The 25,517-nt window shown below is 66.1% G+C and carries 22 protein-coding genes; 14 read left to right on the top strand and 8 right to left on the bottom strand.

Going from position 1 to position 25,517, the window contains the following annotated elements:
* Positions 1 to 7: 7 nt before the first annotated feature.
* Positions 8 to 1,021 (bottom strand): helix-turn-helix domain-containing protein, encoded by a 1,014-nt coding sequence (locus tag ACPYIS_RS03470; protein WP_424895076.1) that lies wholly within the window; start codon positions 1,019 to 1,021, stop codon positions 8 to 10.
* A gap of 245 nt (positions 1,022 to 1,266) precedes the next feature.
* Between ACPYIS_RS03470 and eat the strand changes: the two genes are divergently transcribed.
* The 14 genes from eat to ACPYIS_RS03540 all read left to right on the top strand — a co-directional run bounded on the left by eat (position 1,267) and on the right by ACPYIS_RS03540 (position 16,156).
* On the top strand, positions 1,267 to 2,739 hold the full coding sequence (eat, locus tag ACPYIS_RS03475; protein WP_424860070.1) for an ethanolamine permease: 1,473 nt from the start codon (positions 1,267 to 1,269) through the stop codon (positions 2,737 to 2,739).
* Positions 2,740 to 2,744: 5 nt separating this feature from the next.
* Complete coding sequence (locus tag ACPYIS_RS03480) at positions 2,745 to 4,142, top strand: ethanolamine ammonia-lyase subunit EutB (RefSeq protein WP_424860069.1); 1,398 nt, start codon at positions 2,745 to 2,747, stop codon at positions 4,140 to 4,142.
* Positions 4,139 to 4,960, top strand: a complete 822-nt coding sequence (eutC, locus tag ACPYIS_RS03485; RefSeq protein WP_424860068.1) for an ethanolamine ammonia-lyase subunit EutC — start codon at positions 4,139 to 4,141, stop codon at positions 4,958 to 4,960. The genes ACPYIS_RS03480 and eutC overlap by 4 nt, the downstream gene beginning before the upstream one ends.
* 160 nt (positions 4,961 to 5,120) lie before the next feature.
* Complete coding sequence (locus ACPYIS_RS03490) at positions 5,121 to 6,110, top strand: IS5 family transposase (protein WP_066708478.1); 990 nt, start codon at positions 5,121 to 5,123, stop codon at positions 6,108 to 6,110.
* 233 nt (positions 6,111 to 6,343) lie between these two features.
* Complete coding sequence (argP, locus tag ACPYIS_RS03495; RefSeq protein WP_424860067.1) at positions 6,344 to 7,267, top strand: HTH-type transcriptional regulator ArgP; 924 nt, start codon at positions 6,344 to 6,346, stop codon at positions 7,265 to 7,267.
* A 48-nt stretch (positions 7,268 to 7,315) separates the two neighbouring features.
* Entirely contained in the window at positions 7,316 to 7,696 is a 381-nt protein-coding gene (locus ACPYIS_RS03500; RefSeq protein ID WP_424895075.1) for a DUF2237 family protein, read from the top strand.
* A 44-nt stretch (positions 7,697 to 7,740) separates the two neighbouring features.
* Complete coding sequence (gene speB / locus ACPYIS_RS03505) at positions 7,741 to 8,718, top strand: agmatinase (RefSeq protein ID WP_424895074.1); 978 nt, start codon at positions 7,741 to 7,743, stop codon at positions 8,716 to 8,718.
* 122 nt (positions 8,719 to 8,840) lie between these two features.
* Complete coding sequence (gene argS / locus ACPYIS_RS03510; RefSeq protein WP_424895073.1) at positions 8,841 to 10,514, top strand: arginine--tRNA ligase; 1,674 nt, start codon at positions 8,841 to 8,843, stop codon at positions 10,512 to 10,514.
* A 29-nt stretch (positions 10,515 to 10,543) separates the two neighbouring features.
* On the top strand, positions 10,544 to 11,209 hold the full coding sequence (locus tag ACPYIS_RS03515) for an SPOR domain-containing protein (RefSeq protein WP_299020102.1): 666 nt from the start codon (positions 10,544 to 10,546) through the stop codon (positions 11,207 to 11,209).
* Positions 11,210 to 11,292: 83 nt separating this feature from the next.
* Positions 11,293 to 11,919, top strand: coding sequence for a thiol:disulfide interchange protein DsbA/DsbL (locus ACPYIS_RS03520; RefSeq protein ID WP_424860064.1), 627 nt, complete (start codon positions 11,293 to 11,295; stop codon positions 11,917 to 11,919).
* Positions 11,920 to 12,048: 129 nt separating this feature from the next.
* Entirely contained in the window at positions 12,049 to 12,618 is a 570-nt protein-coding gene (gene lptA, locus ACPYIS_RS03525; protein ID WP_424895235.1) for a lipopolysaccharide transport periplasmic protein LptA, read from the top strand.
* A complete protein-coding gene (gene lptB / locus ACPYIS_RS03530; RefSeq protein ID WP_424895072.1) occupies positions 12,615 to 13,376 on the top strand; it encodes an LPS export ABC transporter ATP-binding protein in 762 nt (253 codons plus the stop codon). Before lptA ends, lptB begins: the two co-directional genes overlap by 4 nt.
* Before the next feature lie 6 nt (positions 13,377 to 13,382).
* Positions 13,383 to 14,936 carry an RNA polymerase factor sigma-54 gene (rpoN, locus tag ACPYIS_RS03535; RefSeq protein ID WP_424860061.1) on the top strand — a complete coding sequence of 518 codons (1,554 nt, stop codon included), beginning with the start codon at positions 13,383 to 13,385 and terminating at the stop codon, positions 14,934 to 14,936.
* 2 nt (positions 14,937 to 14,938) lie between these two features.
* Complete coding sequence (locus ACPYIS_RS03540; RefSeq protein WP_424860060.1) at positions 14,939 to 16,156, top strand: THUMP domain-containing class I SAM-dependent RNA methyltransferase; 1,218 nt, start codon at positions 14,939 to 14,941, stop codon at positions 16,154 to 16,156.
* 180 nt (positions 16,157 to 16,336) lie between these two features.
* Here the strand turns inward: ACPYIS_RS03540 and cobA are convergent, their stop codons facing one another.
* Genes cobA through ntrB form a run of 7 tightly spaced genes read right to left on the bottom strand, consistent with a single transcriptional unit; the run spans position 16,337 to position 25,516 of the window.
* Positions 16,337 to 17,131 carry a uroporphyrinogen-III C-methyltransferase gene (gene cobA / locus ACPYIS_RS03545; protein WP_424860059.1) on the bottom strand — a complete coding sequence of 265 codons (795 nt, stop codon included), beginning with the start codon at positions 17,129 to 17,131 and terminating at the stop codon, positions 16,337 to 16,339.
* Complete coding sequence (gene ybiB, locus ACPYIS_RS03550) at positions 17,109 to 18,065, bottom strand: DNA-binding protein YbiB (RefSeq protein ID WP_424860058.1); 957 nt, start codon at positions 18,063 to 18,065, stop codon at positions 17,109 to 17,111. The genes cobA and ybiB overlap by 23 nt, the downstream gene beginning before the upstream one ends.
* A gap of 43 nt (positions 18,066 to 18,108) precedes the next feature.
* On the bottom strand, positions 18,109 to 20,904 hold the full coding sequence (locus ACPYIS_RS03555) for a molybdopterin-dependent oxidoreductase (protein WP_424860057.1): 2,796 nt from the start codon (positions 20,902 to 20,904) through the stop codon (positions 18,109 to 18,111).
* A complete protein-coding gene (gene nirD / locus ACPYIS_RS03560) occupies positions 20,901 to 21,293 on the bottom strand; it encodes a nitrite reductase small subunit NirD (protein WP_299018897.1) in 393 nt (130 codons plus the stop codon). Before nirD ends, ACPYIS_RS03555 begins: the two co-directional genes overlap by 4 nt.
* A 20-nt stretch (positions 21,294 to 21,313) precedes the next feature.
* Positions 21,314 to 23,776, bottom strand: a complete 2,463-nt coding sequence (gene nirB / locus ACPYIS_RS03565) for a nitrite reductase large subunit NirB (RefSeq protein WP_424895071.1) — start codon at positions 23,774 to 23,776, stop codon at positions 21,314 to 21,316.
* A gap of 25 nt (positions 23,777 to 23,801) precedes the next feature.
* Positions 23,802 to 24,608: an ABC transporter ATP-binding protein gene (locus tag ACPYIS_RS03570; protein ID WP_299018893.1), complete on the bottom strand. Its 807-nt coding sequence runs from the start codon at positions 24,606 to 24,608 to the stop codon at positions 23,802 to 23,804.
* A complete protein-coding gene (gene ntrB / locus ACPYIS_RS03575; RefSeq protein WP_299018891.1) occupies positions 24,605 to 25,516 on the bottom strand; it encodes a nitrate ABC transporter permease in 912 nt (303 codons plus the stop codon). The genes ACPYIS_RS03570 and ntrB overlap by 4 nt, the downstream gene beginning before the upstream one ends.
* Position 25,517 lies beyond the last annotated feature (1 nt).

Below are 25,517 nucleotides of genomic sequence, written 5' to 3' on the forward strand. Positions count from 1 at the left end.
TTATTTTTTATTTGACCTCAAGCCACCCCGCCCGGGTTTGGGAGGGCGTCTCGCCGAAGAGCGTCTTGTACTCCCGTCCGAAGTGGCCCATGTGCCAAAAGCCCCAGCGAGCAGCGATCTCGGTGATGGTGTGCTGCGCCTCCAGCGGGCTTTGCAGGGCACGGCGGACAGCGTTGAGGCGGACCTCGCGCAGGTATGCAGCAGGGCTGATACCCATGACCTCGTGAAAACAGTTCTGCAACGTGCGCCGCGTCACGTGAAGAGCAGCGCACAGTGCTGTCAAATGGCAGAAGTCCTGCGGTCGCTCCAATATCAGCTCGCGCGCGCGCCGCACGAGAGTAAGGCGACGATGATGTCGCCCCACCATCACGGGCTGGACCTCTCGGGGCACCGCCAAGTCGCAGACAACAGTGAGCACCGCATGGTGTAACGCCTGGCGGCTGGCGTCGTGGCTCAAAACCTCTGGCGTACGTTCGACATTACTGAGCACCTCGCGCAACAAACCGGTCAATCGCTGGCGCTGGGCAATGGTGAGGTGCTGCAACTGCATGCCAGACCATCCCGTGCTCGCAAACGACTGGCCGGTGCCGCACTCACCTCTCCCATCTCGCCAGTGCAGATGGCGCATCATGTCGCGGCCGTCCAAGACCACTCCGTAAAGGCCAACCCCTGCCGGCACGAAAAGGTCGAAAACCTGGTCATCGTTCGCCCACATCCACTGTTGGCTATCAACACTGCGGCCCATGTAGCGCAGACCCTGGGTATCCTCTGGCACGGGCATGCCAATCCACACCCCGCCCGACCAGGGGCGGCAATGCTGGGCCGTCGCGCAAGAAGCCCATTCTTCGAACACCTGCAGCCCAGGGGCGGCGACCTCCCGCACGACACCGCTGAAAACCCCGCGCGACACTTGCTCGTACTGCTGCTCCCAGGCGGACAGGTGGCTTGCATGCACATGCACGTCACTTGTGCGCTTGACACAAAACTGTGCAACCGAACTCGGCCCGGCCTCTTGGCTCACCCTGGCGTGCTCCATAGTGGTGCGATCTTTGGCAGATGAGCTCAAAGTATCAAGAACCATGCCAGACCCTGCGTAAGGGATAACCCTTAGCAACACTATCCCGTTTCGGAAAATTTTCGGCCACATCGTGTTTTTGCTCAAACGGGATACCGTCGTCGCGACTCCCTAGACCATGATCTGTCTCGGACGTCGTCGGGGACACTAGCAGATGCCCCCGCCCCCTTATTATCAATGTGAGGTTTGTCATGGCATCACCACATACACCGTCTGTCCATGTCTCGCGCGAGCTCAAACCCGTACTCGGCGTGTTTTCACTTTGGGGTATCGCCGTTGGCTTGGTTATATCGGGTGAGTACTTCGGGTGGAGTTACGGTTGGGCTACCGCGGGCACGCTGGGATTCTTGGTCGCCACCGCCTTCGTAGCCCTGATGTACACCACCTTCATTTTCAGTTTTACCGAGCTATCGACGGCCATCCCGCACGCGGGTGGTCCGTTTGCCTACGCCCGACGGGCATTTGGCCCCGCTGGTGGCTACATCGCTGGGTTTGCCACTCTGGTGGAGTTCGTATTCGCGCCGCCCGCGATCTCACTGGCTATCGGCGCCTATCTCAACGTGCAGTTTCCCGCGCTTGACCCCAAAATCGCTGCGGTAGCCGCTTACGTCGTCTTTATTACGCTCAATGCCATTGGCGTGGGCATCGCCGCCACCTTTGAGCTATTTGTTACCCTACTTGCGGTCATCGAGCTGCTGGTTTTTGCGGGCGTCGTGGCCCCTGGATGGTCGCTCACCAATTTTGTCGCCAACGGCTGGGCTGGCAGCGATAGATTCACCTGGGCGACAGTCGGCGGCATATTTGCAGCGATTCCTTTTGCGATTTGGTTTTTCCTTGCAATCGAAGGCGCGGCGATGGCAGCCGAGGAGGCTCGCGACCCCCAACGGACCATCCCGATTGCTTATATCGCGGGCATCCTGACGTTGGTGGCACTCGCCTTTCTGGTCATGATCATGGCCGGCGGCATTGGTGATTGGCAAACCCTATCAAACATCAACGATCCGTTGCCGCAAGCCATGAAAATCGTGGTTGGCGACAACAGCGCATGGCTGCACATGCTGGTTTGGATCGGCTTGTTCGGATTGATCGCTTCCTTTCACGGCATCATACTGGGATACTCGCGGCAAATATATGCCCTCGCGCGCGCTGGTTTTCTGCCGCCGTTTTTCGCCAAGGTGCACCCTCGTTTTCGCACACCCGTTCGAGCCTTGATCGGTGGGGGTGTCGTGGGCATCTTAGCGGTATTCAGCGATGAATGGATCACGTTTGGTGGGCAGCCTCTTACTGCGAACATCGTAACGATGGCGGTTTTGGGCGCCTTGGTTATGTATATCGTTTCTATGGCGAGCCTGTTCAAGTTGCGTTCGACCGAGCCCGGATTGCATCGACCCTTTCGGGCACCATTTTATCCGATTTTCCCAGCGCTCGCCCTCGGCAGCGGAATCATTTGCCTAATCGCAGTGATTTATTACAACCCGGCCCTTTCACTGCTTTTTACTGCACTGGCGGCGGCTGGATATGTTTATTTCCGTTTTACTCAGAACCAACGCCTCAACGCCGCTTATGATGAAATGCTGGTCGGGGCCAACGAACGTCTCGACACCGACAGCGCTGCCACCGACATTGGCGACATCGCTTTACCCAACGCCCAAAAGGTTCGGTGATCGTCATGCACTACCAGGTCGATCTTGCGGGTGTTCGCTATCGCTTCGCGTCCTTGCGCGAGGTCATGGCGAAGGCGAGCCCACCGAGATCTGGAGATCAACTGGCCGGCGTGGCAGCGACGAGCGAACAGGAGCGTATGGCGGCGCGCTGGGTGCTGTCTGAGGTGCCGCTGCGGCAATTTCTCGAAGAACCACTGATCCCCTATGAGTCGGATGAGGTCACCCGGCTGATCATCGATACACACGATGAATCAGCGTTCGAGCCCGTCTCGACACAAACGGTTGGTGAATTTCGGGACTGGCTGCTCAGCGAGGCGGCGACACCAGTAGCGCTAAAAAGGCTTGCGCCTGGTCTTACGCCCGAGATGGTTGCCGCAGTTAGTAAGCTGATGCGCAATCAGGATTTAATGATCGTCGCGAAGCGCTGCTCCGTCGTCACCCGCTTCCGAAACACATTAGGGTTACCCGGACACCTGGCAGTGCGACTGCAGCCGAATCATCCGACCGATGATCCCGCGGGCATTTTGGCCAGCATCATCGACGGGTTGCTGCTTGGCGCCGGCGACGCCGTCATTGGCGTCAATCCCGTATCGGACAGCATCGCCGATTTGGTACGGTTGCAACACATGTTGGCAGAAGTCATCGAACGTGGCAACATTCCCACCCAGAGTTGCGTATTGACCCACGTCACCAACACCATGCAAGCAATACAGATGGGCGCTCCCGTGGACTTGGTGTTTCAGTCGATTGGCGGCACAGAGCAGACGAACCGCTCCTTTGGAATCGATCTGGCTCTGCTCGACGAGGCGCATTCCATGGCGCTGGCGCTGCGGCGCGGAACGGTGGGAGATAACGTCATGTATTTTGAGACCGGGCAAGGCAGCGCACTCTCTGCCAACGCCCATCATGGCGTCGATCAGCAAACGTGCGAAGCACGGGCGTATGCAGTAGCGCGGCGCTATCACCCACTACTCGTCAACACAGTTGTTGGATTCATCGGGCCCGAATACCTCTTCGACGGCAAGCAAATCATTCGTGCCGGACTCGAGGATCATTTTTGTGGGAAAGTACTCGGCCTCCCTATGGGCTGCGATATCTGTTACACCAACCACGCAGAGGCGGATCAAAACGACATGGACAACCTGCTCGTGTTGTTGGCTTGCGCTGGGGTCCATTTTATTATTGGCGTACCCGGGGCTGATGACGTGATGCTGAACTACCAAAGCACATCGTTCCACGATGCTCTGGCCGTGAGAGATTTACTGCAACTACGGCGTGCCCCGGAATTCGACGAATGGCTACGCAACATGGGCGTCGTCGACGAGACGGGGCGCCTTTTGCCCGCGCGCGTCGCGCCTGCGCTTGCACAAACGTTGTGGACCTTGCCTCAACCCGACCGATGACACCCCCCCCATCACGTCCCGAGCTCTCTTCGAGCATCGTCGCTACGGACACGCCGTGGGAGGTGCTCACGCGTTTCACCCCTGCGCGTATCGCATTGGGGAGGTGCGGATCCAGCCTACCCAGTCGGCAGGTGTTGGCATTTGGGTTGGCGCATGCTCAAGCTCGGGATGCCATCCACTTGCCCTTGGACGTCAAGGCACTGGCGGCTGCGCTCACCACAGACGGCTGGCCCGCGCCGCTGTGCGTGCACACCCGCGCGCCCGATCGCCAAAGCTACCTTTTGCGTCCCGATTGGGGACGCCGACTTGACGACGCGAGCGTGGGAGTCTTACAAGACGCTCGCCGCAGTACCGAGGCCCCGGACTTGGTGCTCGTGATCGGGGATGGGTTATCGGCGCTGGGCATACAACGGCACACGCCCGCGCTCTTGAGGGCCGTGCGCCAAGCGCTGGACCGCACTTGGCGAATCGCACCTTTGGTCATCGTCCGACAAGCCCGCGTTGCGGCAGGCGATGAGGTTGGTGAACTGCTGGGCGCGAGGATGGTGGCGATGATCATCGGTGAACGTCCTGGTCTGAGCTCGCCCGACAGCGTTGGAATCTACCTCACCCTTCGGCCACGCGTGGGCTGCACCGATGCGCAGCGCAACTGTATTTCGAACATACGCCCCGGCGGCCAAGATGTCGTCACCGCAGCGCGTCGTCTCGTTTGGCTGGCGCGGGAGGCTTTGCGGCTGCAGACCACGGGCGTCGGACTGAAAGACCACAGTGGGCTGCCGTTGATCGGTAGCCCCGTGCACGACGAGTCGCCCGGGTAAGGGTTAGGGCAAAATCGCCTCGGTCGCCCTAGCCCATCGCTGACGATTCAACTCCGCTACGGCAAATGAATTCACCCCGCAGTTCGTCTCGCATCTGATTCATGTTAGGGAAGGTCTGCAAAACCTTCCTGCCAGACTGCCGGGATGGGACAATAGCGACATGAAGCAGATGAGTCTGGAGGCGCCGATGTATACGGGCTTTGAGCTGCGCGCCAAGCGCACCCGCAAGCGTGCGTTTTTGGAGCAGATGGACCGTGTGGTGCCGTGGGCAGAGTTGGTCGCACTCATCGAGCCGTATGCGCCGAAGGCGGGTCCCAAGGGTGGGCGGCCACCCTTTGCGGTAGAGAAGCTGCTGAGGATTCATTTTTTGCAGCAGTGGTTTGGTCTGTCGGACCCGGCGGTGGAGGAAGCCTTGTACGACACGCCGCTGCTGGCGAGCTTTGTTGGTCTGGACCTGGGGGTGGATGTCGTGCCGGATGAGAGCACCATCCTGCGCTTTCGCCACCTGCTGGAGCAACACGGCCTGAGCCAGCGTATCCTCGAGACGGTCAATCGCATCCTGACCGAGCGTGGCCTCATGCTCAAGAGCGGCACCATCGTGGATGCCACGCTCATTGCTGCTCCCAGCTCGACCAAGAACGCCCGCCGTGAGCGCGACCCTGAGATGCACCAGACGAAGAAGGGCAACCAGTGGTACTTCGGCATGAAAGCGCACGTTGGGGTCGACGCCGAGACAGGGCTGGTACACACGGTGGTGGCCACCGCTGCCAACGTCTCGGATGTGACGCAGGCGCATCGGCTCTTGCACGGGCAAGAGACCGACGTCTTTGCCGATGCGGGCTATCAGGGAGTGGACAAGCGAGCGGAAAACCAGGGCAAGCAAGTCGCTTGGCACGTGGCCATGCGGCCGGGCAAGCGCCGGGCATTGGACAAGCGCACTTTTCTTGGCCAGGTGATGGATGCCTTGGAACGCACCAAGGCGCGCATTCGTGCCAAGGGTGAGCATCCGTTTCGGGTACTCAAATGCCAGTTTGGCTACCGCAAGACGCCCTATCGAGGCTTGGCCAAGAACGGCGCGCAGCTCAACGTCCTGTTTGCGCTGGTCAATCTGTGGCTGGCGCGCAAAGCCTTGCTGGCTGCGACGGGATAAGTGCGCCCGCAGTGGGCTCACTGGGGCCGGATGAGGCTGCAGAGGGCCCACGAAGGGGCTTGCTGGAGCCCAAGAACCGTTCAGCATCTGTTTCGATCCCATCCTACGAAACGATATTGACCCTGAACTCGTCGCCACGAACGAGTGGGCGGGGTAGTGCAGAGGTTCCTTAGCCTTCCCCCAGCTGTTGTGCCACGGGCCACACCAGTGTCTTTCTCCATAGCGTGGAAAAGATGCTCGACGCCCGCCAACTGCAAGCCCTATCCGCCGTGGTCGAACACGGCAGTTTTTCCGCAGCGGCCAAGGCCCTGGCCCTGACGGTGGCGGCGGTGTCGCTGCGCGTGCGCGCGCTGGAGACGCAGCTGGGCCAGCGGTTGGTGGTGCGCGGCAAACAAGTGCGCGCCACCCCGGCTGGCCAGGCGTTGCTGGCGCACGTCAAGCAGGTGCAGCTGATGGAGGCCGACTTGCTGGAGCGGCTGCGCGGCAGCGACGACCAGCGCTGGCAAAGCGTGCCGGTGGCGATCAACGCCGACTCGGCGGCTGCGTGGTTCCTGCCCGGCGTGGCCGATCTACTGGCGCGCCAGCGTCTGTTGCTCGATCTGACCATCGACGACCAGGACCACACGCACGAGCTGCTCAAAAACGGCACCGTCATCGGCTGCGTGACCACACGCGCCGACCCCATGCGCGGCTGCGTCGCCGAACCGCTGGGCATCATGCGCTACCGCTGTGTCGCCGCACCGGCGGTAGTCGCGCGCGCCCGCACGCCGCAAGGGCGGTTGACGCCGCACCGGCTGCTGGCGCTGCCCGCCGTCATCTTCAACCGCAAAGACGCGCTGCAGGACGTGTGGCTGGAGCGCCACTTCGGGCTGCGGCAGGCACGCTACCCCCGCCACTTCACGCCAGCGGTGGACGCCTTCGAGCGCGCCATCGAGCTGGGCCTGGGCTGGGGCATGGTGCCCGAACTGCACTTGGCCCAACGCACGGGTAAACCCCCGCTGGAGGAGGTCATCCCCGACGCGGTGGTGGACGTGGCGCTTTACTGGCAGCACTGGGAGCGCGAGCCCCCCACCGCGCAGCGGCTCACCCGTGCAATCCGTGACGCGGCGCGCGCGGCGCTGCTGCCACTGCCCGCGCCCCATGAGACACAAGGTTGATGCCACCGCGCTACAGTGCAGGCTTGTCTCATCGACGACGCACCGACCATGGAACCGACCGCTCGCAATGTGCTGGGAGGGCCGCTGCGCGCCTGCTCCTACGACCCGCTGACCGGCTATTTCCGCGACGGCTGTTACCACACCGCCGCCCACGACGTCGGCTCGCACGTCATCTGCGCCAAGGTGACCGCGGAGTTCCTGGCGTTTTCGCTACAGCGCGGCAACGACCTCGTCACGCCGAGGCCCGAGTGGCGCTTCCCTGGCCTCAAACCGGGAGACCGCTGGTGCCTGTGCGCGCTGCGCTGGAAAGAGGCGCTGGACGCCGGCGTGGCACCGCCAGTGATCCTGGAGAGCTGCCATGAGCGGGCGCTGGCCTTCGTGTCACTGGACGACCTGCGCGCGCACGCCTGGACGCCGTCACCCACCTGACGACATCACGCGTCACCACCGGTCGGCCCTGCCACAATCGCGCCATGAGCCCCCCGATCCCCGAGGCGCCGCCCGCTGGCGACGGCGCCATCCGCCGCCCCACGCTGCACGGCAGCTGGCCCGAGATGACCTACGCCGGCGTGCTGAGCTTCATGCGCCGCACGTACACGCGCGACCTGACGGGCGCAGACGTCGTCGTCAGCGGCGTGCCGCTGGACATCGCCACCACTTATCGGCCTGGCGCACGCCTGGGGCCCGCCGCCATCCGCGCCGCCAGCGTGCAATTGGCCGAACTCAAGCCGTTTCCCTGGGGGTTCGACCCCTTCGAGACATTGGCGGTGGTGGACGCTGGCGACTGCTGGCTCGACCCCCACAACCCGCTCACGATACCAGGCGCGATCCGCGACCATGCGCGTCGCATCCTGGCCAGCGGCGCGCGCATGCTCACCTTCGGCGGTGACCACTACATCACCTACCCGCTGCTGCAGGCGCACGCCGAGCGGTTCGGTGCACCGCTGGCGCTCATCCACTTCGACGCGCACTGCGACACCTGGCCGGACGACAGCCCCGAGTCGCTCAACCACGGCACGATGTTTTTCAAGGCCGTGCGCGAGGGCCTGATCGACCCCGCGCACTCGGTTCAGGTCGGCATTCGTACCTGGAACGACGACTTCATGGGCGTGCACGTGCTCGATGCGCCCACGGTGCACGCGCGCGGTGCCGACTGGGCGCTGCAGCAGGTGCTGCGCATCGTCGGGGATCGCCCGGCGTACCTGACATTCGACATCGACTGCCTGGATCCGGCGCACGCGCCCGGCACCGGCACGCCGGTCGCGGGCGGCTTGAGCAGCGCGCAGGCGCTGCACATCGTACGCGGGCTGGTGCCGCTGCACCTGATCGGCATGGACGTGGTGGAGGTGGCACCACCCTACGACCACGCCGACATCACGGCGCTGGCCGCGGCCCACGTGGCCTGCGACCTGCTGTGCGTGCTGGCCGCGCAGCGCCGCGCGCGGCGCTGAAGGGGCGACTGCGCCGTTGCGCGACCGCCCGCCGGCGTCGCGCACGCGCACACCGGCCCGAGTGCGCACCGACACGGCCGGCGTGGCCGGGGTGGCGGCGACCGCCGCCTACAATTGCCGCCATGCAATCCGTCAAACATGATTTGCTGGAGGCGCTGGCCACCGAGCTGCAAGCGCTGCACCCCGGCGCGGGGGCGCGCGCCGCCTTCGAGCAACCCAAGGTAGCGGCGCACGGCGACCTGGCCATCACCGCCGCGCTGCAACTGGCCAAGCCGCTGGGCAAGCCACCGCGCGACGTGGCACAGACGCTGCTGCAGCGGCTGCAGGCCCAACCGGCGTTTCAGCGCTGGGTGGCGGCGCTGGAGATCGCCGGGCCCGGCTTCATCAACCTGCGCCTGCACCCGCGCGCCAAGCAGCAGGTGGTGCGCGAGGTGCTGGCCGCGGGCGACCGCTACGGCCACCAGCCGCCCCACGGGCAGCGCGTGCTGGTCGAATTCGTCAGCGCCAACCCGACCGGCCCCCTGCACGTCGGCCACGGCCGCCAGGCCGCGCTGGGCGACGCGATCTGCAACCTGTTCGAGACCCAAGGCTGGCAGGTGCACCGCGAGTTCTACTACAACGACGCCGGCGTGCAGATCGAGACACTGGCGCGCTCGGTGCAGCTGCGCGCGCGCGGCCTCAAACCCGGCGATGCGGGCTGGCCCGAGGCCGCCTACAACGGTGACTACATCCAGGACATCGCGGACGACTTTCTGGCGCGCAAAACCGTCGAAGCCGATGACCGCACCGTGACCGCCAGCGGCGACGTCGAAGACCTGGACGGCATCCGCCAGTTTGCCGTGGCTTATTTGCGCCGCGAGCAGGACTTGGACCTGCGCGCATTCGACGTGCGCTTCGACCAGTTCTACCTCGAGTCGAGCCTGTACAGCTCGGGGCGCGTCGCCCAAACCGTGCAACGCCTGATCGACGCCGGCAAAACCTACGAAAAAGACGGCGCGCTGTGGCTGCGCACGACCGAGTACGGCGACGACAAAGACCGCGTGATGCGCAAGTCCGACGGCACCTACACCTACTTCGTGCCGGACGTGGCCTACCACATCACCAAGTGGGAACGCGGCTTTACCAAGGTCATCAACATCCAGGGCACGGACCACCACGGCACCATCGCGCGCGTGCGCGCCGGACTGCAGGCGGTGGGGTTGGGTATCCCGAAGGGCTACCCCGACTACGTGCTGCACACCATGGTGCGCGTGGTGCGCGGCGGGCAAGAGGTCAAGATCTCCAAGCGCGCGGGCAGCTACGTCACGCTGCGCGACCTGATCGAGTGGACGAGCAAGGACGCGGTGCGGTTCTTTTTGCTGTCGCGCAAGCCCGACACCGAGTACACCTTCGATGTGGATCTGGCGATCCAGCAAAACAACGACAACCCCGTGTACTACGTGCAGTACGCGCACGCGCGCATCTGCTCGGTGCTGGCGCAATGGGGCGGCGACCCGGCGCGGCTGCGCGACGCCGATCTAACGCCGCTCGATACCCCGGCCGCGCAGGCGCTGATGCTGCAACTGGCTCGCTTCCCGGACGTGCTGCGCGCGGCGGCTGCCGATTTCGCGCCGCACGACGTCACGTTCTACCTGCGTGAGCTGGCGTCGGCCTATCACAGCTATTACGATGCGGAGCGTATCCTGGTCGACGATGAAGCGGTGCGGCTGGCGCGGCTGGCGCTGGTGGCCGCCACGGCCCAGGTGCTGCGCAGCGGGCTGCGCGTGCTCGGCGTGAGCGCGCCGACCTCGATGTGAGCGGCGTGCGTCTTTCGGAGTGCCCATCCATGGCGACGACCCGTATCCGATCTCGTTCTCTCGCCGCAGCCCCGCAGTCTGGGGGCACGTTACTTGGCTTCGTGCTGGGGCTGCTGGTCGGCATCGGTGCGGCGCTGGCCGTGGCGGTGTACGTCACCAAAGTGCCTATCCCGCTGGTGGATCGCGGGGTGCAGCGCAAACCGATGCAGCCCGAGACCGAAGCCGAGCGGCTGCGCCATTGGAACCCGAACGCCGGGCTGTCGCGCACGGCACCCCCTGCCGCTGCCCCCGCGGCCGAGGCACCCGCGGCCGCACCCGACACCGCCGCGAGCGCGCCCGCACCTGCCGGGGAGGGCAAAGCCCCGGCAGGCGACCCCATCGCCGAGCTGATCCGCCAGCGTGCCACGCCCACCGCCCCCGCCAGCCCAGGCAGCGAGAACCAGCCCGCCGCAGCCGACCCGTTCCAGTACTACGTGCAAGTGGGCGCGTTTCGCCAGGCCGAAGAGGCCGAAGCCCAACGCGCGCGGCTGGCGCTGCAGGGGTTTAGCGCCAAGGTCAGCGAACGCGAGCAGGCCGGGCAACGCGTGTACCGCGTGCGGCTGGGGCCGTTCGACAACAAGGTCGACGCCGAGCTGATGCAAGAACGCCTGCGCGGCCAGCAGATCGAAACGGCGCTCGTGCGCGTGCAGCGCTGACCTCCGTTGGGAACCTGCGCACCCCACGCCGCATCGGAGTCGTTGGTCGTCACTTTCGTTCGTCACCCTACGGGCCACTCACCATGCACCGCCGTCAGTTTCACGCTTGCCTCGTCGGCCTAGCCGCCACCACTACCCTGCCCGCCGCGTTGGCACAGGCCAACCTGCGCGAGGGCACGGACTATCGCCGCCTGTCCAAACCGGCACCGGTGGACACCGGCCCCGGCCAGGTCGAGGTGCTCGAATTCTTCGCCTACAGCTGCATCCACTGTTACCGCTTCGAGCCGCTGATGACCGAGTGGATGCGCAAGCTGCCCAAGGAAGTCGTGGTGCGGCGCGTGCCTGTCGGGTTCAACGCGGCGTTCGAGCCCATGCAGCGGCTGTATTACACGCTGGAGGCCATGGGCCGCCTGGGCGACCTGCACGAAAAAGCCTTCAAGGCCGTGCACGAGGAGCGCGAGCGTTTCAACTCGCTCGACGCGGTCGCGGCCTGGGCCGCCAAGCAGGGGCTGGATCGTCAGACCTTTACGCAGACGTATCAGTCGTTTGGCGTCAGCGGCAAGGTCAAGCGCGCGCTGCAGCTGCAAGACGCCTACGAGGTCGACGCCACGCCGTCGCTGGGGATCGCCGGGCGCTTCCTCGTCCCCGGGCAGGCGGCGCGCACGCTGGTGGTGGCCGACGCCCTGATCGCGCGCGTGCGTCAGGCCTGACGCCACTCGCCCCCCGGGGTGGCGGCCGCGGGCAATCGTGGCACAATCGGCGCACCGCAAGGAGCAAAATCCGTGCCCGCTGCCATTCGACCCCTGCGGTTGACCGCCGCTTTGTTCACCGCCGCCGTCATGGGCCTGCCTCTATGGGCCCACGCCGAGCGCGCCGATCGCGACGCGCCGATGAACGTCGAAGCCGACGCCCTGCGCTACGACGAAGGCCGGCAGACCAGTGTGTTCACCGGACGCGTGGTCGTGACCAAAGGCACGATCCGCATCCGCGGCCAGCGGCTGGAGGTGCGGCAGGACGCGCAAGGCCACCAGTTCGGCACCGTCACCGGTGACGCAACACAGCGTGCGTTTTATCGACAAAAGCGCGACGGACTCGACGAGTACATCGAGGGCGAGGCCGAGCGCATCGACTACGATGGGCAGGCCGATCGGGTGACGTTGCGCGGCCAGGCCGAGCTGCGCCGCTACCGTGGCACGGTGCTGACCGACCGCGCGAGCGGCGCCGTCATCGTCTATGACAATCGGGCGCAGACCTTCTCGGTCGATGGCGATCGCGCGGGTGCCAGCGCAGGCGCTCGAGTGCGGGCGCTGCTCACCCCGTCCAAGGCCGACCCGGCCGCCACGCAGCCCGCGCCGGACCTGCCCCCCCCGGCGCTGGCCCCCAGCGACCGCCTGGAGCGCCGCCCGTGAGCGAATCGGCGCCAAACGCGCGCTGCCTGCGCGCGCAAGGGCTGCACAAGCGCTACGGCCGCCGCACCGTGGTGCACGATGTGTCGCTGCAGGTGCGCGGGGGCGAGGTGGTGGGATTGCTGGGCCCCAACGGGGCGGGCAAAACCACGTCGTTTTACATGATCGTCGGCCTGGTGCGTGCCGATGCCGGGCGGCTGTGGATCGACGACCAACCGGCAGAAAACTTGCCCATCCACCGGCGCGCGCGCCTGGGGTTGGGCTACCTGCCGCAGGAGGCATCGATCTTTCGCAAACTCACGGTCGAGCAAAACGTGCGCGCGGTGCTGGAGCTGCAACACGACGAAGCCGGCCGTCCCCTGGCCGAACCGGTGCTGCGCGAGCGACTCGATCGCCTGCTGCAAGAGCTGCACGTCGACCACCTACGCGATGCGCCGGCGCCCGCGCTGTCGGGCGGCGAGCGGCGCCGCGTCGAGATCGCGCGCACGCTGGCCACCAACCCGCGCTTCATCCTGCTCGATGAGCCGTTCGCGGGTGTCGATCCGATCGCCGTCATCGAGATCCAGCGCATCATCGGGTTTCTTAAGGCACGCGGCATCGGGGTGCTGATCACCGACCACAATGTGCGCGAGACGCTGGGCATCTGCGACCACGCCTACATCATCAGCGAGGGTCGGGTGCTCGCACACGGCACGCCCGCCGACATCGTGGATGACGCCGAGGTACGCCGCGTCTACCTCGGCGAGCATTTCCGCCTGTAGCGTGCCATGAAAGCGGGCCTGACGCTGCGCACCGCGCAGCACCTGAACCTGACACCGCAACTGCAGCAATCGATCCGGCTGCTGCAGCTGTCGACGCTGGAGCTGGCGCAGGAGATCGAACAGGCGCTGGCCGACAACCCTTTTCTCGAACGTGCGGAAGAAGACACCGACCCCAGCCCCGAGGCGGTGACGGACACGGCGACGTCGCCCCCCGAGATCGACGATGCAGAGCCGCCCGATACCATGGCCGTCTTCGACGGCGAGGCGGCGCTGGCGCAGACCGAGTGGGGGGCTCGACTGGACGAAGACGCCGGGGGCTGGGCGGCCGACGATGGGCCCACTGCCGACGAGTCACCGGCGGAGTGGTGTTGGGAAGGTCCCGGCGTCGAGCGCGGCGCAGACGGCGACGACGACGAGCGGCAGCTCACCCGTCAACTGGCCCATCCGCCCGAGCGGCTGGCCGACCACCTGCACCGGCAAGCCCTGGCACTGCACCTCAGCGACGACGAACGCGCCGCGCTGTTTTTTTTGATCGAGTCGCTCGACGACGACGGCTATTTGCCCGATTCGCTCGAGCAGCTGACGGACGCTTTGTGCCAGCAGTGCCAGGCCGCCGGCGAGTCGGTCGATGCCGAGCGGCGCGACGAGATCGCCTCGCTGCTGCGCCGCGCCCTCGGCTGGCTGCAGCACATGGAGCCCGCGGGCGTGGGCGCGCGCGACCTGGCCGAGTGCCTACGCTTGCAAATCGGCGAACTGCCCAACACCCCCACGGCCCGCGCGGCCGACGCGCTGTGCGGGCAGCCGCTGGAGTGGATCGCGCGCCGCGACGTGCGGCGGCTGGGCCAGGCAACCGGGCTGGACGAGGAAACCGTGCGCGCGGCGCTTGCGCTGCTGTCGCGCCTTGAACCCAAGCCCGGGCGCCGCTTCGCCGACGCCGAACGGCAAGTGATCGTCCCCGATGTGATCGTCACCGTGCGCGGCACGCAGTTCGACGTCCAACTCAACCCCGCGGTGCTTCCGCGCCTGCGCGTGACCGATATCTATGCCCAGGCCCTGCGCCAGCACCGCAGTGGCGATCTGCAACAACGGTTGCAAGAAGCGCGCTGGTTCATCAAAAACCTGCAGCAGCGCTTCGACACCATCCTGCGCGTGGCGCGCGCCATCGTCGAGCGACAGCGCAACTTTTTTCTGCACGGGGAGGTCGGCATGCGACCATTGGTGCTGCGTGACATCGCCGACGAGCTGGGCCTGCACGAATCGACCATCAGCCGCGTCACCAACGCCAAGTACATGGCCACCCCTTTCGGCACTTACGAGCTGAAATATTTTTTTGGCTCCAGCTTGGCCACGGACGCCGGCGGCAACGCCTCCAGCACCGCCGTGCGCGCCCTCATCAAACAACTCATCGCCGCCGAAGATCCCCGCCAGCCGCTCAGCGACGGCCAGATCGCCGACTTGCTGCGCGAACAGGGCATCGAGTGCGCGCGCCGCACCGTCGCCAAATACCGCGAGGCGCTGCGCATCCCCACGGCCACCCTGCGCAAGACCCGCCACGCCTGACCATGTCCACCGTCGACCTCTTTCTGCCCTGCGCGGGCGGCTGTCCCCCGTTTTTGGCCACCGAAGTGCAGCGCCTGTGCGCCGTGCCCGACCACGCCTTGACCTTGGGCCGCGCGGGTGTCGGCCTGCGCGGCGACTGGGATACCGTGCTGCGCCTGAACCTGCACAGCCGCATCGCCCAGCGCGTGCTGCTGCGCCTATGGGAGGGCCCGTACCGCAGCGAAGACGACCTCTACGGCGCGGCTGCCGAAATCGCCTGGGAAGACTGGTTCACGCCACGGCATACGATCAAGGTCGAAGTCACAGCCCAGCGCAGTCCGCTGCGCAGCCTGCACTTTGCGGGGCTGCGCATCAAGGACGCCGTCTGCGACCGCCTGCGCGCACGCCGCGGCGCGCGCCCCAGCGTCGACACGGCCCAACCCGATGTGCGCGTGTATGCCCACCTGAGCGCCGACACGTTGACGCTGTCGCTCGACACCAGCGGCGAGCCATTGTTCAAGCGCGGCTGGCGCACCGACAAGGGCGACGCGCCGCTGAAAGAGACGCTGGCGGCCGCGATGATTGCCGCCACCGGGTGGACCGGCACCGACGCCGACGGCGCGCCGGTGCCGCTGTTCGACCCCTGCTGCGGCAGCGGCACGCTGGTCATCGAGGCCGCGCAGATCGCGCTGCGGCAGGCACCGGGGCGTCAGCGGCGCTTCGCCTTCGAGCGGCTGCTGCCACACGACGCGGCGCGCTGGGCCGCGCTGCGCGAGCAGGCGCGCGCCGCCGAGCGGCGCTGGCCCACCGGCGGACCGGCCATCGCCTACGGCAGCGACGTCTCCTTCCGCATGGTCGATTTCGCCCGCCGCAATGCCGAACGTGCCGGTGTCGGCGCAGCGGTCGAGTTCCGCGGCGGCGACGCCCTGCAACGCCTGCCCCCTAGCCCGTGGCCTGGCGTGCTGTTGCTCAATCCCCCGTATGGAGAACGCATAGAAGCCGCCGGCGTGGTCGGCGGCTTGGGAGCGGACGTCTTCTACGAGCGGCTGGCCGCGCACTGGAAGACCCACTTCGGCGGCTGGACCGCCTGGGTGCTCACGCCCGACCGCGAACTGCCACGCCGGCTGCGCCTGCAGGCCAGCCGGCGCGTGCCGCTGTTCAACGGGCCGATCGAGTGCCGGTTGCTGCGCTTCGACCTGCAGCCCAGAAACCGCAAAACTGCTCAAAACGACGAGACCTGAGAGGCGCTGTCACTTTTTTGCGACTTTCCGAACACCCAGCTCGTCAGTTTGTGGTAAAGTTTCGCTTGAGCCGTTTGCGGCTCCCCGCTTTTCCTCCCTGAGCGGGTGCCTTTGTGTGTGACAGCATAAGGCTTGCAACCCCGGCCCTTTAGGTCGGGGTTCTTTTTTTGCGCAAGCGTGCTATGCCAGGGCTTGGCCTTTCTCGGATAGGCAGGATTGGGCGGTCGGCAAGCCACGCAACACGTCGCCCACAATGATCACGGCCGGGCTGCCCAGGCACTCGCGCTCGATCGCCAGGGCCAGGGCGTCGAGTGTGGTCACGACGTGGCGCTGCTGGGGCAACGAGGCGTGTTGTATCACGCCAACCGGTGTGTCGGCGGGCAAGCCCCCGGCCAACAGCTCCTCTTGTAAGCAGCGCGCCAACGCCACTCCCATGTAAATCACCAACGTCAAGCGGGCTGACACGCAGGTTTTCGCCAACGAACGCCAATCCGGCCCCGAACTGCCTGGGTGCGCATGTCCCGTGACCAACACCACACCGTGCGCATGGGCGCGATGCGTCCAGGGCACGCCAAGGCTGGTCGTCGCAGCCAAGCCCGCCGTGATGCCACTGACGACCTCGACCTGCAGCCCTGCAGCACGCAAGCGCTCCGCCTCCTCGCCGCCGCGGCCGAAGATAAACGGATCGCCTCCCTTGAGGCGAACGACGCGCTCTCCGCGGCGCGCCTCACGGATCATCAGCTGCTCGATGAAGTGCTGCGGCGTGGACGCACATCCGCCACGCTTGCCGACATAAATCTGGCGCGCTCCGGGTTGAGCGTATGCCAGCACACCCCGGCCCACCAAGTCATCGACCAACAACACCGTGGCCTGTGCGATCGCCTTGACCGCTTTGACCGTGAGCAACTCCGGGTCGCCCGGACCCGCCCCCACCAGAAAGACTGTCGGCTTCTCATGGACTGTGTGTGGCTGCATGGCCTGACTCCTCGGGTTGACAAAACGACTGCACCGCCCGTTGCAGCGCCCACACCTGCTGCCTCAGCGGATCCGGTGCGGGCATACGCCCATCGAGGACGTCTTGGATATACGCCGCCGTGGCACGCGCATCGCGGCTTGCGGGCAAAGGGGGAATACTGTCCAGCACCCCGTCTTTCGCCGGCACCGACCATGCACTGAGACGCCGCCCGGACAGAAAGACGTCCATGCGCGGTGTGCGGCGCGGGTCGGCGAAGGGCTCGCCTTCGGTGCCCCGCAGCAGCATCGCGTGGGCGGCGGTGGCCTGCAGGAACTGCGTCAGCAAGGCCCCGTACTCGGGGTGGGTGTAGTTCACGACACGCAGGCCTTCGCCCGGGTCGAGCAGCTTGGCCACGGTGTGACCGGGATTGCGCAGGCCGATGACCCAGCGCACGTCGAGCAATCGCGCCAGCGGCGGGCACAGATGCCCGGTGCGGATGTAGGCAGGCTCGCCACGGGCCCAGCGTTGCTGCAGATCGCCGGGGGTTTCGGCCGGCGCCAGGCCGAGGTGGCTGAAGATCTCGGCGGTGGTGACGCGGCCCGGGTCGTCGGGCATGCCATGCACCAGCACGGCCACACCCGCGCGCGACAGCATCAGTGCCAGCAGCGCGGTGAGGTTGGGCAGCTTGCGCGCGCCGTTGTAGGACGGCAGCACGACCAGGGGGCGGCCGGGGGCGATGGGCAGGCAGCGGTCTCGTGTGGCCTGCAAGAAGCCGGCCAGCTCCTCGACCGATTCGCCCTTGATGCGCATCGCGATGGCAAAGGCGCCGAGCTCGAGGTCGCTGACCCGGCCGTCGAGGACCTGGCACATCAGATCGTGGGCCTGCTCGCGGTTCAGCGAGCGGGCGCCTTCCTTGCCGCGGCCGATCTCCTTGATGTAGGGGGCGATGCTCATGAGGTCGTGCGTCGGGTGTCCGATCCAGGCAGGGGCCCCATTGTCACGCGGCCTGCAGGCTGGTGCGCACCAGCCGGCGCAGTTCGGGCACGCAGGAGCCGCACTGGGTGCCGCAGCGCCGTTCGGCCTGCAGACGGGCCAGGCGGTCTTCGGCGCTGCCCTGGCATTGCGCCAGGGTGGCGAGGATCTCGCCTTCCGTGACGTTCAGGCAGGTGCAGACCTGGCGGCTGCGCGGGGCCAGCGTTGCCGGCGGCTTGGCGCCGGGCGCGAGCAGGGCGCGGCCATAGGCCTGGGCGGGCCCTTCGTCTTGCAGCAGGGCGCGTACCCAGGATTCGGCGCGGGTGTCGCCGGCCAGCACGAAGGCTTCGAGCCGGGCGTCCTGGCGGCCGTCCCCGCGGGGCACCAGGCGCATCGCACGGCGCTGGCCCCGGCGGCGGTCGGCGTAGCGCAGCACCTCGGCGCCGGCCAGGCCGAGCTCCTCCTCGATGTGCGCGAGCCACTCGTCGCCGGGGGGCTCGACGGCGGCCGCCCGAAAGAGCACCCCCAGCACGCCGCGCTCGCTGGGCTCGCGCCCGAAAGGCACGCAACTGGCGTAGGCGAAGCGTGGCATCAGCTCGCGCAGGGCCGCGATGGCGCGATGGGCCTGGCCCACCGGCAGCCAGGCGGCCGCGAGCAGGGTCCACGGCAGTTCGGCCTTGAGCACCTTGACGGCCGCGTGCTTGAGTTCGGGCTGCTTGGATGTCGGGCAGAAGGCGGGGGTGGTCAGGGCATTGACGCCGGCCAGGCGCTCGCCGGTGCTGCTGGCACCGGAGAGGAACTCCTCGCCCCAGTGCATGGCCAGGAAGGCCTGGGACAGGCCCACCTGCTCGCTGCCTTGGACCGGCAGCACGATGGAGCCGCGCCGGGACGTGAGATGGACGAGGTCGCCGTCCTTCAGGCCACGCCGCGCCATGTCCTGCGGGTGCAGTTGCACGGCGGGCTCGCTCACATGACCGAACAGCCGCCCGAGCAGGCCGGTGCGGCTCATGCCGTGCCAGTGGTCGCGCAGCCGGCCGGTGGTCAGGCTGAAAGGGTAGCGGGCATCGCGCGGCTCGGCCAGGGGGGTGTAGGGCACGTCGGCAAAGCGCGCACGCCCATCGGGCGTGGGGAAACGCCCGTCCTCGTACAGCCGCGCGCGCGGGGCCTGGCCCTCGGGGCAGGGCCAGTGCTGCGGGCCCTCGTGCTCCAGCCGCGCATAGCTCAGGCCGGTGATGTCCAGGTCGCGCCCGCGGGTGGATTCGCGGTGCTCGTTCCAGATGGCTTCGGGAGTGTCGTAGGGAAAGAGCGTGGCCTGGCCGTTGCGGCGCGCGCTCCAGCGGGCTTCGAGCCGGTGTGCGAACTCGACCGCGATGCGCCAGTCGGCACGGGCCTCGCCGGGCGGCGCCACGGCGGAGCGCACGCGGCTGATGCGGCGCTCGCTGTTGGTGACGGTGCCTTCTTTTTCGCCCCAGGTGCTGGCAGGCAGCAGCAGATCCGCGTAGGCGCAGGTGGCCGTGGTGGCAAAGGCTTCCTGCACCACGACGAACTCGCAGCGCTTCAGTGCCGCACGCACGGTGGCCTGGTCGGGCAGGGACTGCGCCGGATTGGTGCAAGCGATCCACAGCGCCTTGATCTCGCCGCGGGCGGCGGCCTCGAACATTTCGACGGCTGTCTTGCCCGGCGTGGCCGGCACGTCGGCCACTCCCCACAGGCGGGCGACTTCGGCACGGTGCTGCGGGTTGGACAGGTCGCGGTGCGCCGACAGCAGATTGGCCAGGCCGCCGACCTCGCGGCCGCCCATGGCGTTGGGCTGGCCGGTGAGCGAGAAGGGCCCGGCCCCGGGGCGGCCGATCTGGCCAGTGGCCAGGTGAAGGTTGATGAGGGCGGCGTTCTTGGCGGTGCCGCTGCTGCTCTGGTTCAGGCCCTGGCAGTAGAGGGACAACGTCGCTCGCGATTGACCAAACCAGCGCGCCGCCTGCACGATCGCCTCGGCCGGCAGCCCACACAGCGTGGCCACCGCCCCCGGCGTGAACTCGGCCACGCGCTTCTTCAATGCCTCGAAGCCGTCGGTGTGGGCGGCGATGAAGGCAGGGTCGATCAGACCCTCCCAGATGAGCACATGCAACATCGCGTGAAACAGCGCCACGTCGGTGCCGGGTTGCAGCGGCAAATGCAGATCAGCGACTTCGGCCGTTTCCGTGCGGCGCGGGTCGGCGACGATCAGTTTGAGATGGGGGTTGGCGCGCTTGGCGTCCTCGATGCGCCGGAACAGGATGGGGTGGGCGTAGGCGGTGTTGGAGCCCGCGATGAAGATCACCTCGGCATGGTCGACGTCTTCGTAGCAGTTGGGCGGCGCATCGGCGCCCAGTGTGAGCTTGTAGGCCGCCACCGCACTGCTCATGCACAGACGCGAGTTGGTGTCGATGTTGTTGGTGCCGATCAGGCCCTTGGCCAGCTTGTTGAAGACGTAGTAGTCCTCGGTGAGGAGCTGCCCCGAGATGTAGAAGCCCACGGCATCGGGGCCGTGGCGATCGACGATGTCGCCAAAGCGGGTGGCCGCTTCGTCCAGCGCTGTCTCCCAGTCAATGCGCTGCGGCGGCTGACCCCGCACCGCGCGGCGCATCGGGTAGAGCAGCCGCGTGGCGGCGGCCACCGCCGGATCGGCCGTCAGGTGCAGCGTGCTGCCCTTGGTACACAGGCGGCCATGGTTGGCCGGATGCTCAGGGTCGCCGCGCACGCCGGTGATGCGACCGCCGTCGGACTCGATGATCACGCCGCAGCCAACCCCGCAATAGGGACAGGTCGAGCGGGTTTGCGTCATGGCTGCAACGCCTCTGGGCAATCGCATCGGGAACTGGCCGCCGCCGCCGACGGTTCGAGCCCCAGTGAGGCCAGTTCGCCGGCGTCCAGAAAAACCCGCCCATCTTCCACACGCACTTGGAACACAGGGGTCGATCCCTCGTCGGGCGCAACCGCACAGCCATCAGCCAAACCGATCGTCCAGTTGTGCAGCGGGCAGGCCACATGGGTACCGAAAACGATTCCCTGGCTCAGCGGCCCACCCCGGTGCGGGCAGCGATCGAGCAACGCAAACACTTGATCATCGGCGGTGCGAAAGACCGCCACCGCACCGCCCACGGCCCTTTGCACACGGCGCGCCCCCAGGCGCGGGATGTCCTCGATACGACAGACAGGTTTCCATTCGGTCATGGAAGCGCTCCTTTTCGGCATCACGCGCTCAACGGCTCAAACTGCCGCAGATCGACTCGCGCCTTTTCGAACTCGAACCAGGGATCGGGTTCGCCGTCCAGCGCATATTGCAGCTGCGCCCAAAGCTCTTTGCGGCCTGTGGCATCGTCCACGATGCGACGCTTGACGTAATCCACGCCGACGCGCTGCACGAAGTGCACCGTGCGCTCCAGATACCAGCCTTCGAGCCGGTAGAGCTGCAAGAACGCCCCGGCGTACTCCAGCACCTCACTGGGCGTGCGCACCTTGACCAAGAACTGCGCCACCTCCGTCTTGATGCCGCCGTTTCCGGCGATGTAGATCTCCCAGCCCGAGTCAACGCCAATCACGCCCACGTCCTTGATGCCCGCCTCGGCGCAGTTGCGCGGGCAGCCGCTGACGGCGAGCTTGACCTTGTGCGGGGCGTACATGCGCCACAGCGCGCGCTCCAGGTCCTTGCCCATTTGGGTACTGTCCTGGGTGCCGAAGCGGCACCATTCGCTGCCCACGCAGGTCTTGACCGTGCGCAGCGCCTTGGCATATGCATGGCCCGAGGGCATACCGAGATCGCGCCAAACGTGGACGAGGTCTTCCTTTTTCACGCCCAGCAGGTCGATGCGCTGGCCGCCCGTGACCTTGACGGTGGGGATCTGGTATTTGTCCACCACGTCGGCGATGCGGCGCAGCTCGTCGGCCGAGGTCTCGCCGCCCCACATGCGCGGCACCACTGAGTAGGTGCCGTCCTTTTGGATGTTGGCGTGGCTGCGCTCGTTGATGAAGCGCGACTGCGGGTCGTCCTGCGCCTCCTTCGGCCAGGTGGAGATCAGGTAGTAGTTCAACGCCGGTCGGCAGGTGGCGCAGCCGTTGGGCGTGCGCCAGTTCAGGTGGCGCATCACCGCGTCGATGGTGAGCAACTTGCGGCCGTCGGCCAGCGGCGTGCGGATGGCTTGGCGCACCTCCTCATGGCTGTAGTCGGTGCAGCCGCACATCGCCTTCTGCTTGGGCGTCGCCGAATAGTCACCGCCGGCAACGAACATCAGCAGCTGCTCCACCAGCCCGGTGCACGAGCCGCAGGAGGCGCTGGCCTTGGTGTGCTTGCGCACCTCCTCTAGCGTGAACAGGCCCTTGTCCTTGATGGCCTTGCAGATAGTGCCCTTGGTCACACCGTTGCAGCCGCAGACCTCGTCGCTGTCGGCCATGGCTGCGGCCTTGTTGTGGCCTTCGTGGCCGGTGTCGCCGATGTTCGATTCGCCGAACATCAGCCGGTCGCGGATGTCGTGGACGGGCCGCCCCTCGCGCAGCAGCTTGAAGTACCAGGCGCCATCCACCGTGTCCCCATACAAGCAGGCACCCACGAGCCGGTCATCCTTGAGCACGAGCTTTTTATAGACCCCGCCATAGGGGTCGTGCAGCACGATCTCTTCCGTGCCCTCGCCGCCCATGAAGTCGCCGGCCGAAAACAGATCGATACCGGTAACCTTGAGCTTGGTCGAGACCTGCGAGCCAAGGTAGCGTCCGATACCGAACTGCGCCAAATGGGTGGCGCACACCTTGGCCTGCTCGAACAGCGGGGCCACCAGACCATAGGCGACGCCGCGATGCGAGGCGCACTCGCCCACTGCGTAGATACGCGGATCCGTGACCGTCTGCATCGTGTCGGTCACAACGATGCCGCGCTGGCACCACAACCCCGCACGCTCGGCCAGATCGGTGTTGGGGCGGATGCCGGCAGCCACGACGACGAGTTGCGCCGGTATCTGACTGCCGTCTTTGAGCTGCACGGCCATGACCCGCCCGTCGGGGCCGCCGAGCAAGGCCTCGGTTTGGGCCGACAAAAAGAAGCGCAAGCCACGTTGTTCCAGGCTTTTCTGCAGCATGCGCCCCGCCACCTCGTCGAGCTGGCGCTCCATCAACCACGGGGCGATGTGCACCACGCTGACCTGCATACCGCGCAGCATCAAGCCATTGGCAGCCTCCAACCCGAGCAGGCCGCCGCCGATGACCACGGCGTCACGGTAGGTGCGGGCCGCTTCGACCATCGCGAGTGTGTCGGCGATATCGCGGTAAGCCATCACGCCATCGAGCTCGCGGCCCGGCAGCGGCGGGATGAATGGGTGTGACCCCGTGGCCAACAACAGCCGATCGTACGCGGCTTCGGTGCCATCCTCGGCACGCACGATGCGGCGGCTGCGATCGACGTCCACCACCCTCTTGCCCAGATGCAAGGTGATACCGTTGTTCTCGTACCACGACAGCGGGTTGAGGATGATGTCGTCGATGGTCTGCTCGCCCGCGAGCACGGGCGACAGCAGAATGCGGTTGTAATTGGGGTGGGGTTCCGCCCCAAACACGGTGATGTCATAAAGGTCGGGCGCGAGCTTGAGCAGCTCCTCGATCGTGCGCACACCCGCCATGCCGTTGCCCACCATCACCAGACGCAGTCTGCGGGCACTTCGGACTCGCATATCCATGGTTCCACTCCCATGCGGCTCACACGAGCGCTTCTGCGGGATGCGCGTGGCGCGCGTACAGAAAATCGAGCACGGCCTTGCGGCACCGCTGGTACGTGCTGTCGTCGGCCAACGCCAGCCGGTCACGCGGCCTGGGCAAGGGCACCGGCAACACCTCGCCAATCGTGGCCGCCGGGCCATTGGTCATCATGACGATTCGGTCGGCCAACAACACGGCCTCATCCACATCGTGCGTCACCATGACCACCGTACTGTGCGTCTGGGCCACGATTTGCATCAGCTCGTCCTGCAGACGGGCACGGGTCAGCGCGTCCAGCGCCCCAAACGGCTCGTCCATCAGCAGCACCTTGGGCTCCATCGACAACGCGCGCGCAATCCCCACGCGCTGCTTCATGCCCCCGCTGATTTCAGCAGGGTACTTTGACGCGGCATGAGCCAACCCCACCAAATCCAGTGCGGCCTGGGTTCGCTCCTGAAGCCGACGCTTGGGCTCCTGCTGGCCAAAGACCCGCTCGACCGCCAAATAAACGTTACCCCAGCACGTCAACCACGGCAGCAGAGAGTGGTTTTGGAACACCATCGCCCGCTCGGGTCCCGGGCCAACGACTTCACGGTTGTCGCACAACAAGACGCCTTGGGTCGGCCGCGTCAAACCGGCGATCAGATTCAGCAAGGTCGATTTGCCACAGCCCGAGTGCCCAATTAGGGCCACGAACTCCCCTCGCGCAATCGTCAAATCGATATCCCGTAAGGCGGTGAAAGGTCCACGTGGCGTGTTGAACGTTTGCTCAACACCCTGGATTTGGATATAGCGAGTCTCGTTCATGTCCGCACCTCCTCGTGCGTCAGCAGTCGTGCCAGACGGATCAGCAAGGCCTCCAACACCAACCCGACGAATCCGATCACGACGATGGCGATGATAATGTGTTCGACGTTGAGGTTGTTCCACTCGTCCCACACCCAAAATCCGATGCCGACGCCACCCGTCAACATCTCAGCGGCAACGATGACCAGCCACGCGGTTCCGACCGACAGGCGCACACCGGTCAACACATAGGGCAGCGTGGCCGGCAAGAGGATTCGCGTCACCACCTTCCATTCGGACAGGTTGAGCACGCGTGCCACGTTCAAATAGTCCTGGGGCACACGCTGCACGCCCGTCGCCGTATTGATGATCATTGGCCAGATGGAACAGATAAAAATCGTCCAGATCGCCGCCGGGTTGGCCGATTTGAAAACGAGCAGACCGATCGGCAACCAAGCCAGCGGGCTGACGGGCCGCAACAAGGCGATCAGCGGGTTGAGCATTGCGCTGAGCACCGCATAACGCCCGATCATGAATCCCAAAGGAATACCCACCAATGCTGCCAGCCCGAACCCCGTCCCAACGCGCTGCAAGCTGCTCAAGACATTCCATCCAATCCCCTGGTCATTGGGACCATTGCGGTAAAACGGGTCGGAAAATAACTTCGCGGCGGCATCGAAGGTCGAAGCGGGCGAGGGAAAGGGGCCTTGATCCCCTTTGGTCAACAAAGCCCAGATACCGACCACCAATGCGAGGCCGGCCAGGCCAGCGAACCCACGCCCCCAAAACCCAGCCAGCCGCGGCCGCAGAGGCGCACGACCCATGGCCGGGCCTTTCGGCAGCGTGTGCGATGGGACCGTCTGGCGAACCTCGCTGCGGTCTTCTGTGGGCGCCTCATCCAGAGGCAAATGAAAAATGGCGGCAACCATG

Source organism: Tepidimonas sp. HKU78 (assembly GCF_049860815.1).
In the GTDB taxonomy this organism is placed as follows: domain Bacteria; phylum Pseudomonadota; class Gammaproteobacteria; order Burkholderiales; family Burkholderiaceae_C; genus Tepidimonas.

Excerpts from the sequence above, each read along its gene's own strand:
- eat (WP_424860070.1), top strand. The coding sequence starts at position 1,267 with ATGGCATCACCACATACACCGTCTGTCCATGTCTCGCGCGAGCTCAAA.
- ACPYIS_RS03480 (WP_424860069.1), top strand. The coding sequence starts at position 2,745 with ATGCACTACCAGGTCGATCTTGCGGGTGTTCGCTATCGCTTCGCGTCC.
- eutC (WP_424860068.1), top strand. The coding sequence starts at position 4,139 with ATGACACCCCCCCCATCACGTCCCGAGCTCTCTTCGAGCATCGTCGCT.
- ACPYIS_RS03490 (WP_066708478.1), top strand. The coding sequence starts at position 5,121 with ATGAAGCAGATGAGTCTGGAGGCGCCGATGTATACGGGCTTTGAGCTG.
- argP (WP_424860067.1), top strand. The coding sequence starts at position 6,344 with ATGCTCGACGCCCGCCAACTGCAAGCCCTATCCGCCGTGGTCGAACAC.
- ACPYIS_RS03500 (WP_424895075.1), top strand. The coding sequence starts at position 7,316 with ATGGAACCGACCGCTCGCAATGTGCTGGGAGGGCCGCTGCGCGCCTGC.
- speB (WP_424895074.1), top strand. The coding sequence starts at position 7,741 with ATGAGCCCCCCGATCCCCGAGGCGCCGCCCGCTGGCGACGGCGCCATC.
- argS (WP_424895073.1), top strand. The coding sequence starts at position 8,841 with ATGCAATCCGTCAAACATGATTTGCTGGAGGCGCTGGCCACCGAGCTG.
- ACPYIS_RS03515 (WP_299020102.1), top strand. The coding sequence starts at position 10,544 with ATGGCGACGACCCGTATCCGATCTCGTTCTCTCGCCGCAGCCCCGCAG.
- ACPYIS_RS03520 (WP_424860064.1), top strand. The coding sequence starts at position 11,293 with ATGCACCGCCGTCAGTTTCACGCTTGCCTCGTCGGCCTAGCCGCCACC.
- lptA (WP_424895235.1), top strand. The coding sequence starts at position 12,049 with ATGGGCCTGCCTCTATGGGCCCACGCCGAGCGCGCCGATCGCGACGCG.
- rpoN (WP_424860061.1), top strand. The coding sequence starts at position 13,383 with ATGAAAGCGGGCCTGACGCTGCGCACCGCGCAGCACCTGAACCTGACA.
- ACPYIS_RS03540 (WP_424860060.1), top strand. The coding sequence starts at position 14,939 with ATGTCCACCGTCGACCTCTTTCTGCCCTGCGCGGGCGGCTGTCCCCCG.
- cobA (WP_424860059.1), bottom strand. The coding sequence starts at position 17,131 with ATGCAGCCACACACAGTCCATGAGAAGCCGACAGTCTTTCTGGTGGGG.
- ybiB (WP_424860058.1), bottom strand. The coding sequence starts at position 18,065 with ATGAGCATCGCCCCCTACATCAAGGAGATCGGCCGCGGCAAGGAAGGC.
- ACPYIS_RS03555 (WP_424860057.1), bottom strand. The coding sequence starts at position 20,904 with ATGACGCAAACCCGCTCGACCTGTCCCTATTGCGGGGTTGGCTGCGGC.
- nirD (WP_299018897.1), bottom strand. The coding sequence starts at position 21,293 with ATGACCGAATGGAAACCTGTCTGTCGTATCGAGGACATCCCGCGCCTG.
- nirB (WP_424895071.1), bottom strand. The coding sequence starts at position 23,776 with ATGCGAGTCCGAAGTGCCCGCAGACTGCGTCTGGTGATGGTGGGCAAC.
- ACPYIS_RS03570 (WP_299018893.1), bottom strand. The coding sequence starts at position 24,608 with ATGAACGAGACTCGCTATATCCAAATCCAGGGTGTTGAGCAAACGTTC.
- ntrB (WP_299018891.1), bottom strand. The coding sequence starts at position 25,516 with ATGGTTGCCGCCATTTTTCATTTGCCTCTGGATGAGGCGCCCACAGAA.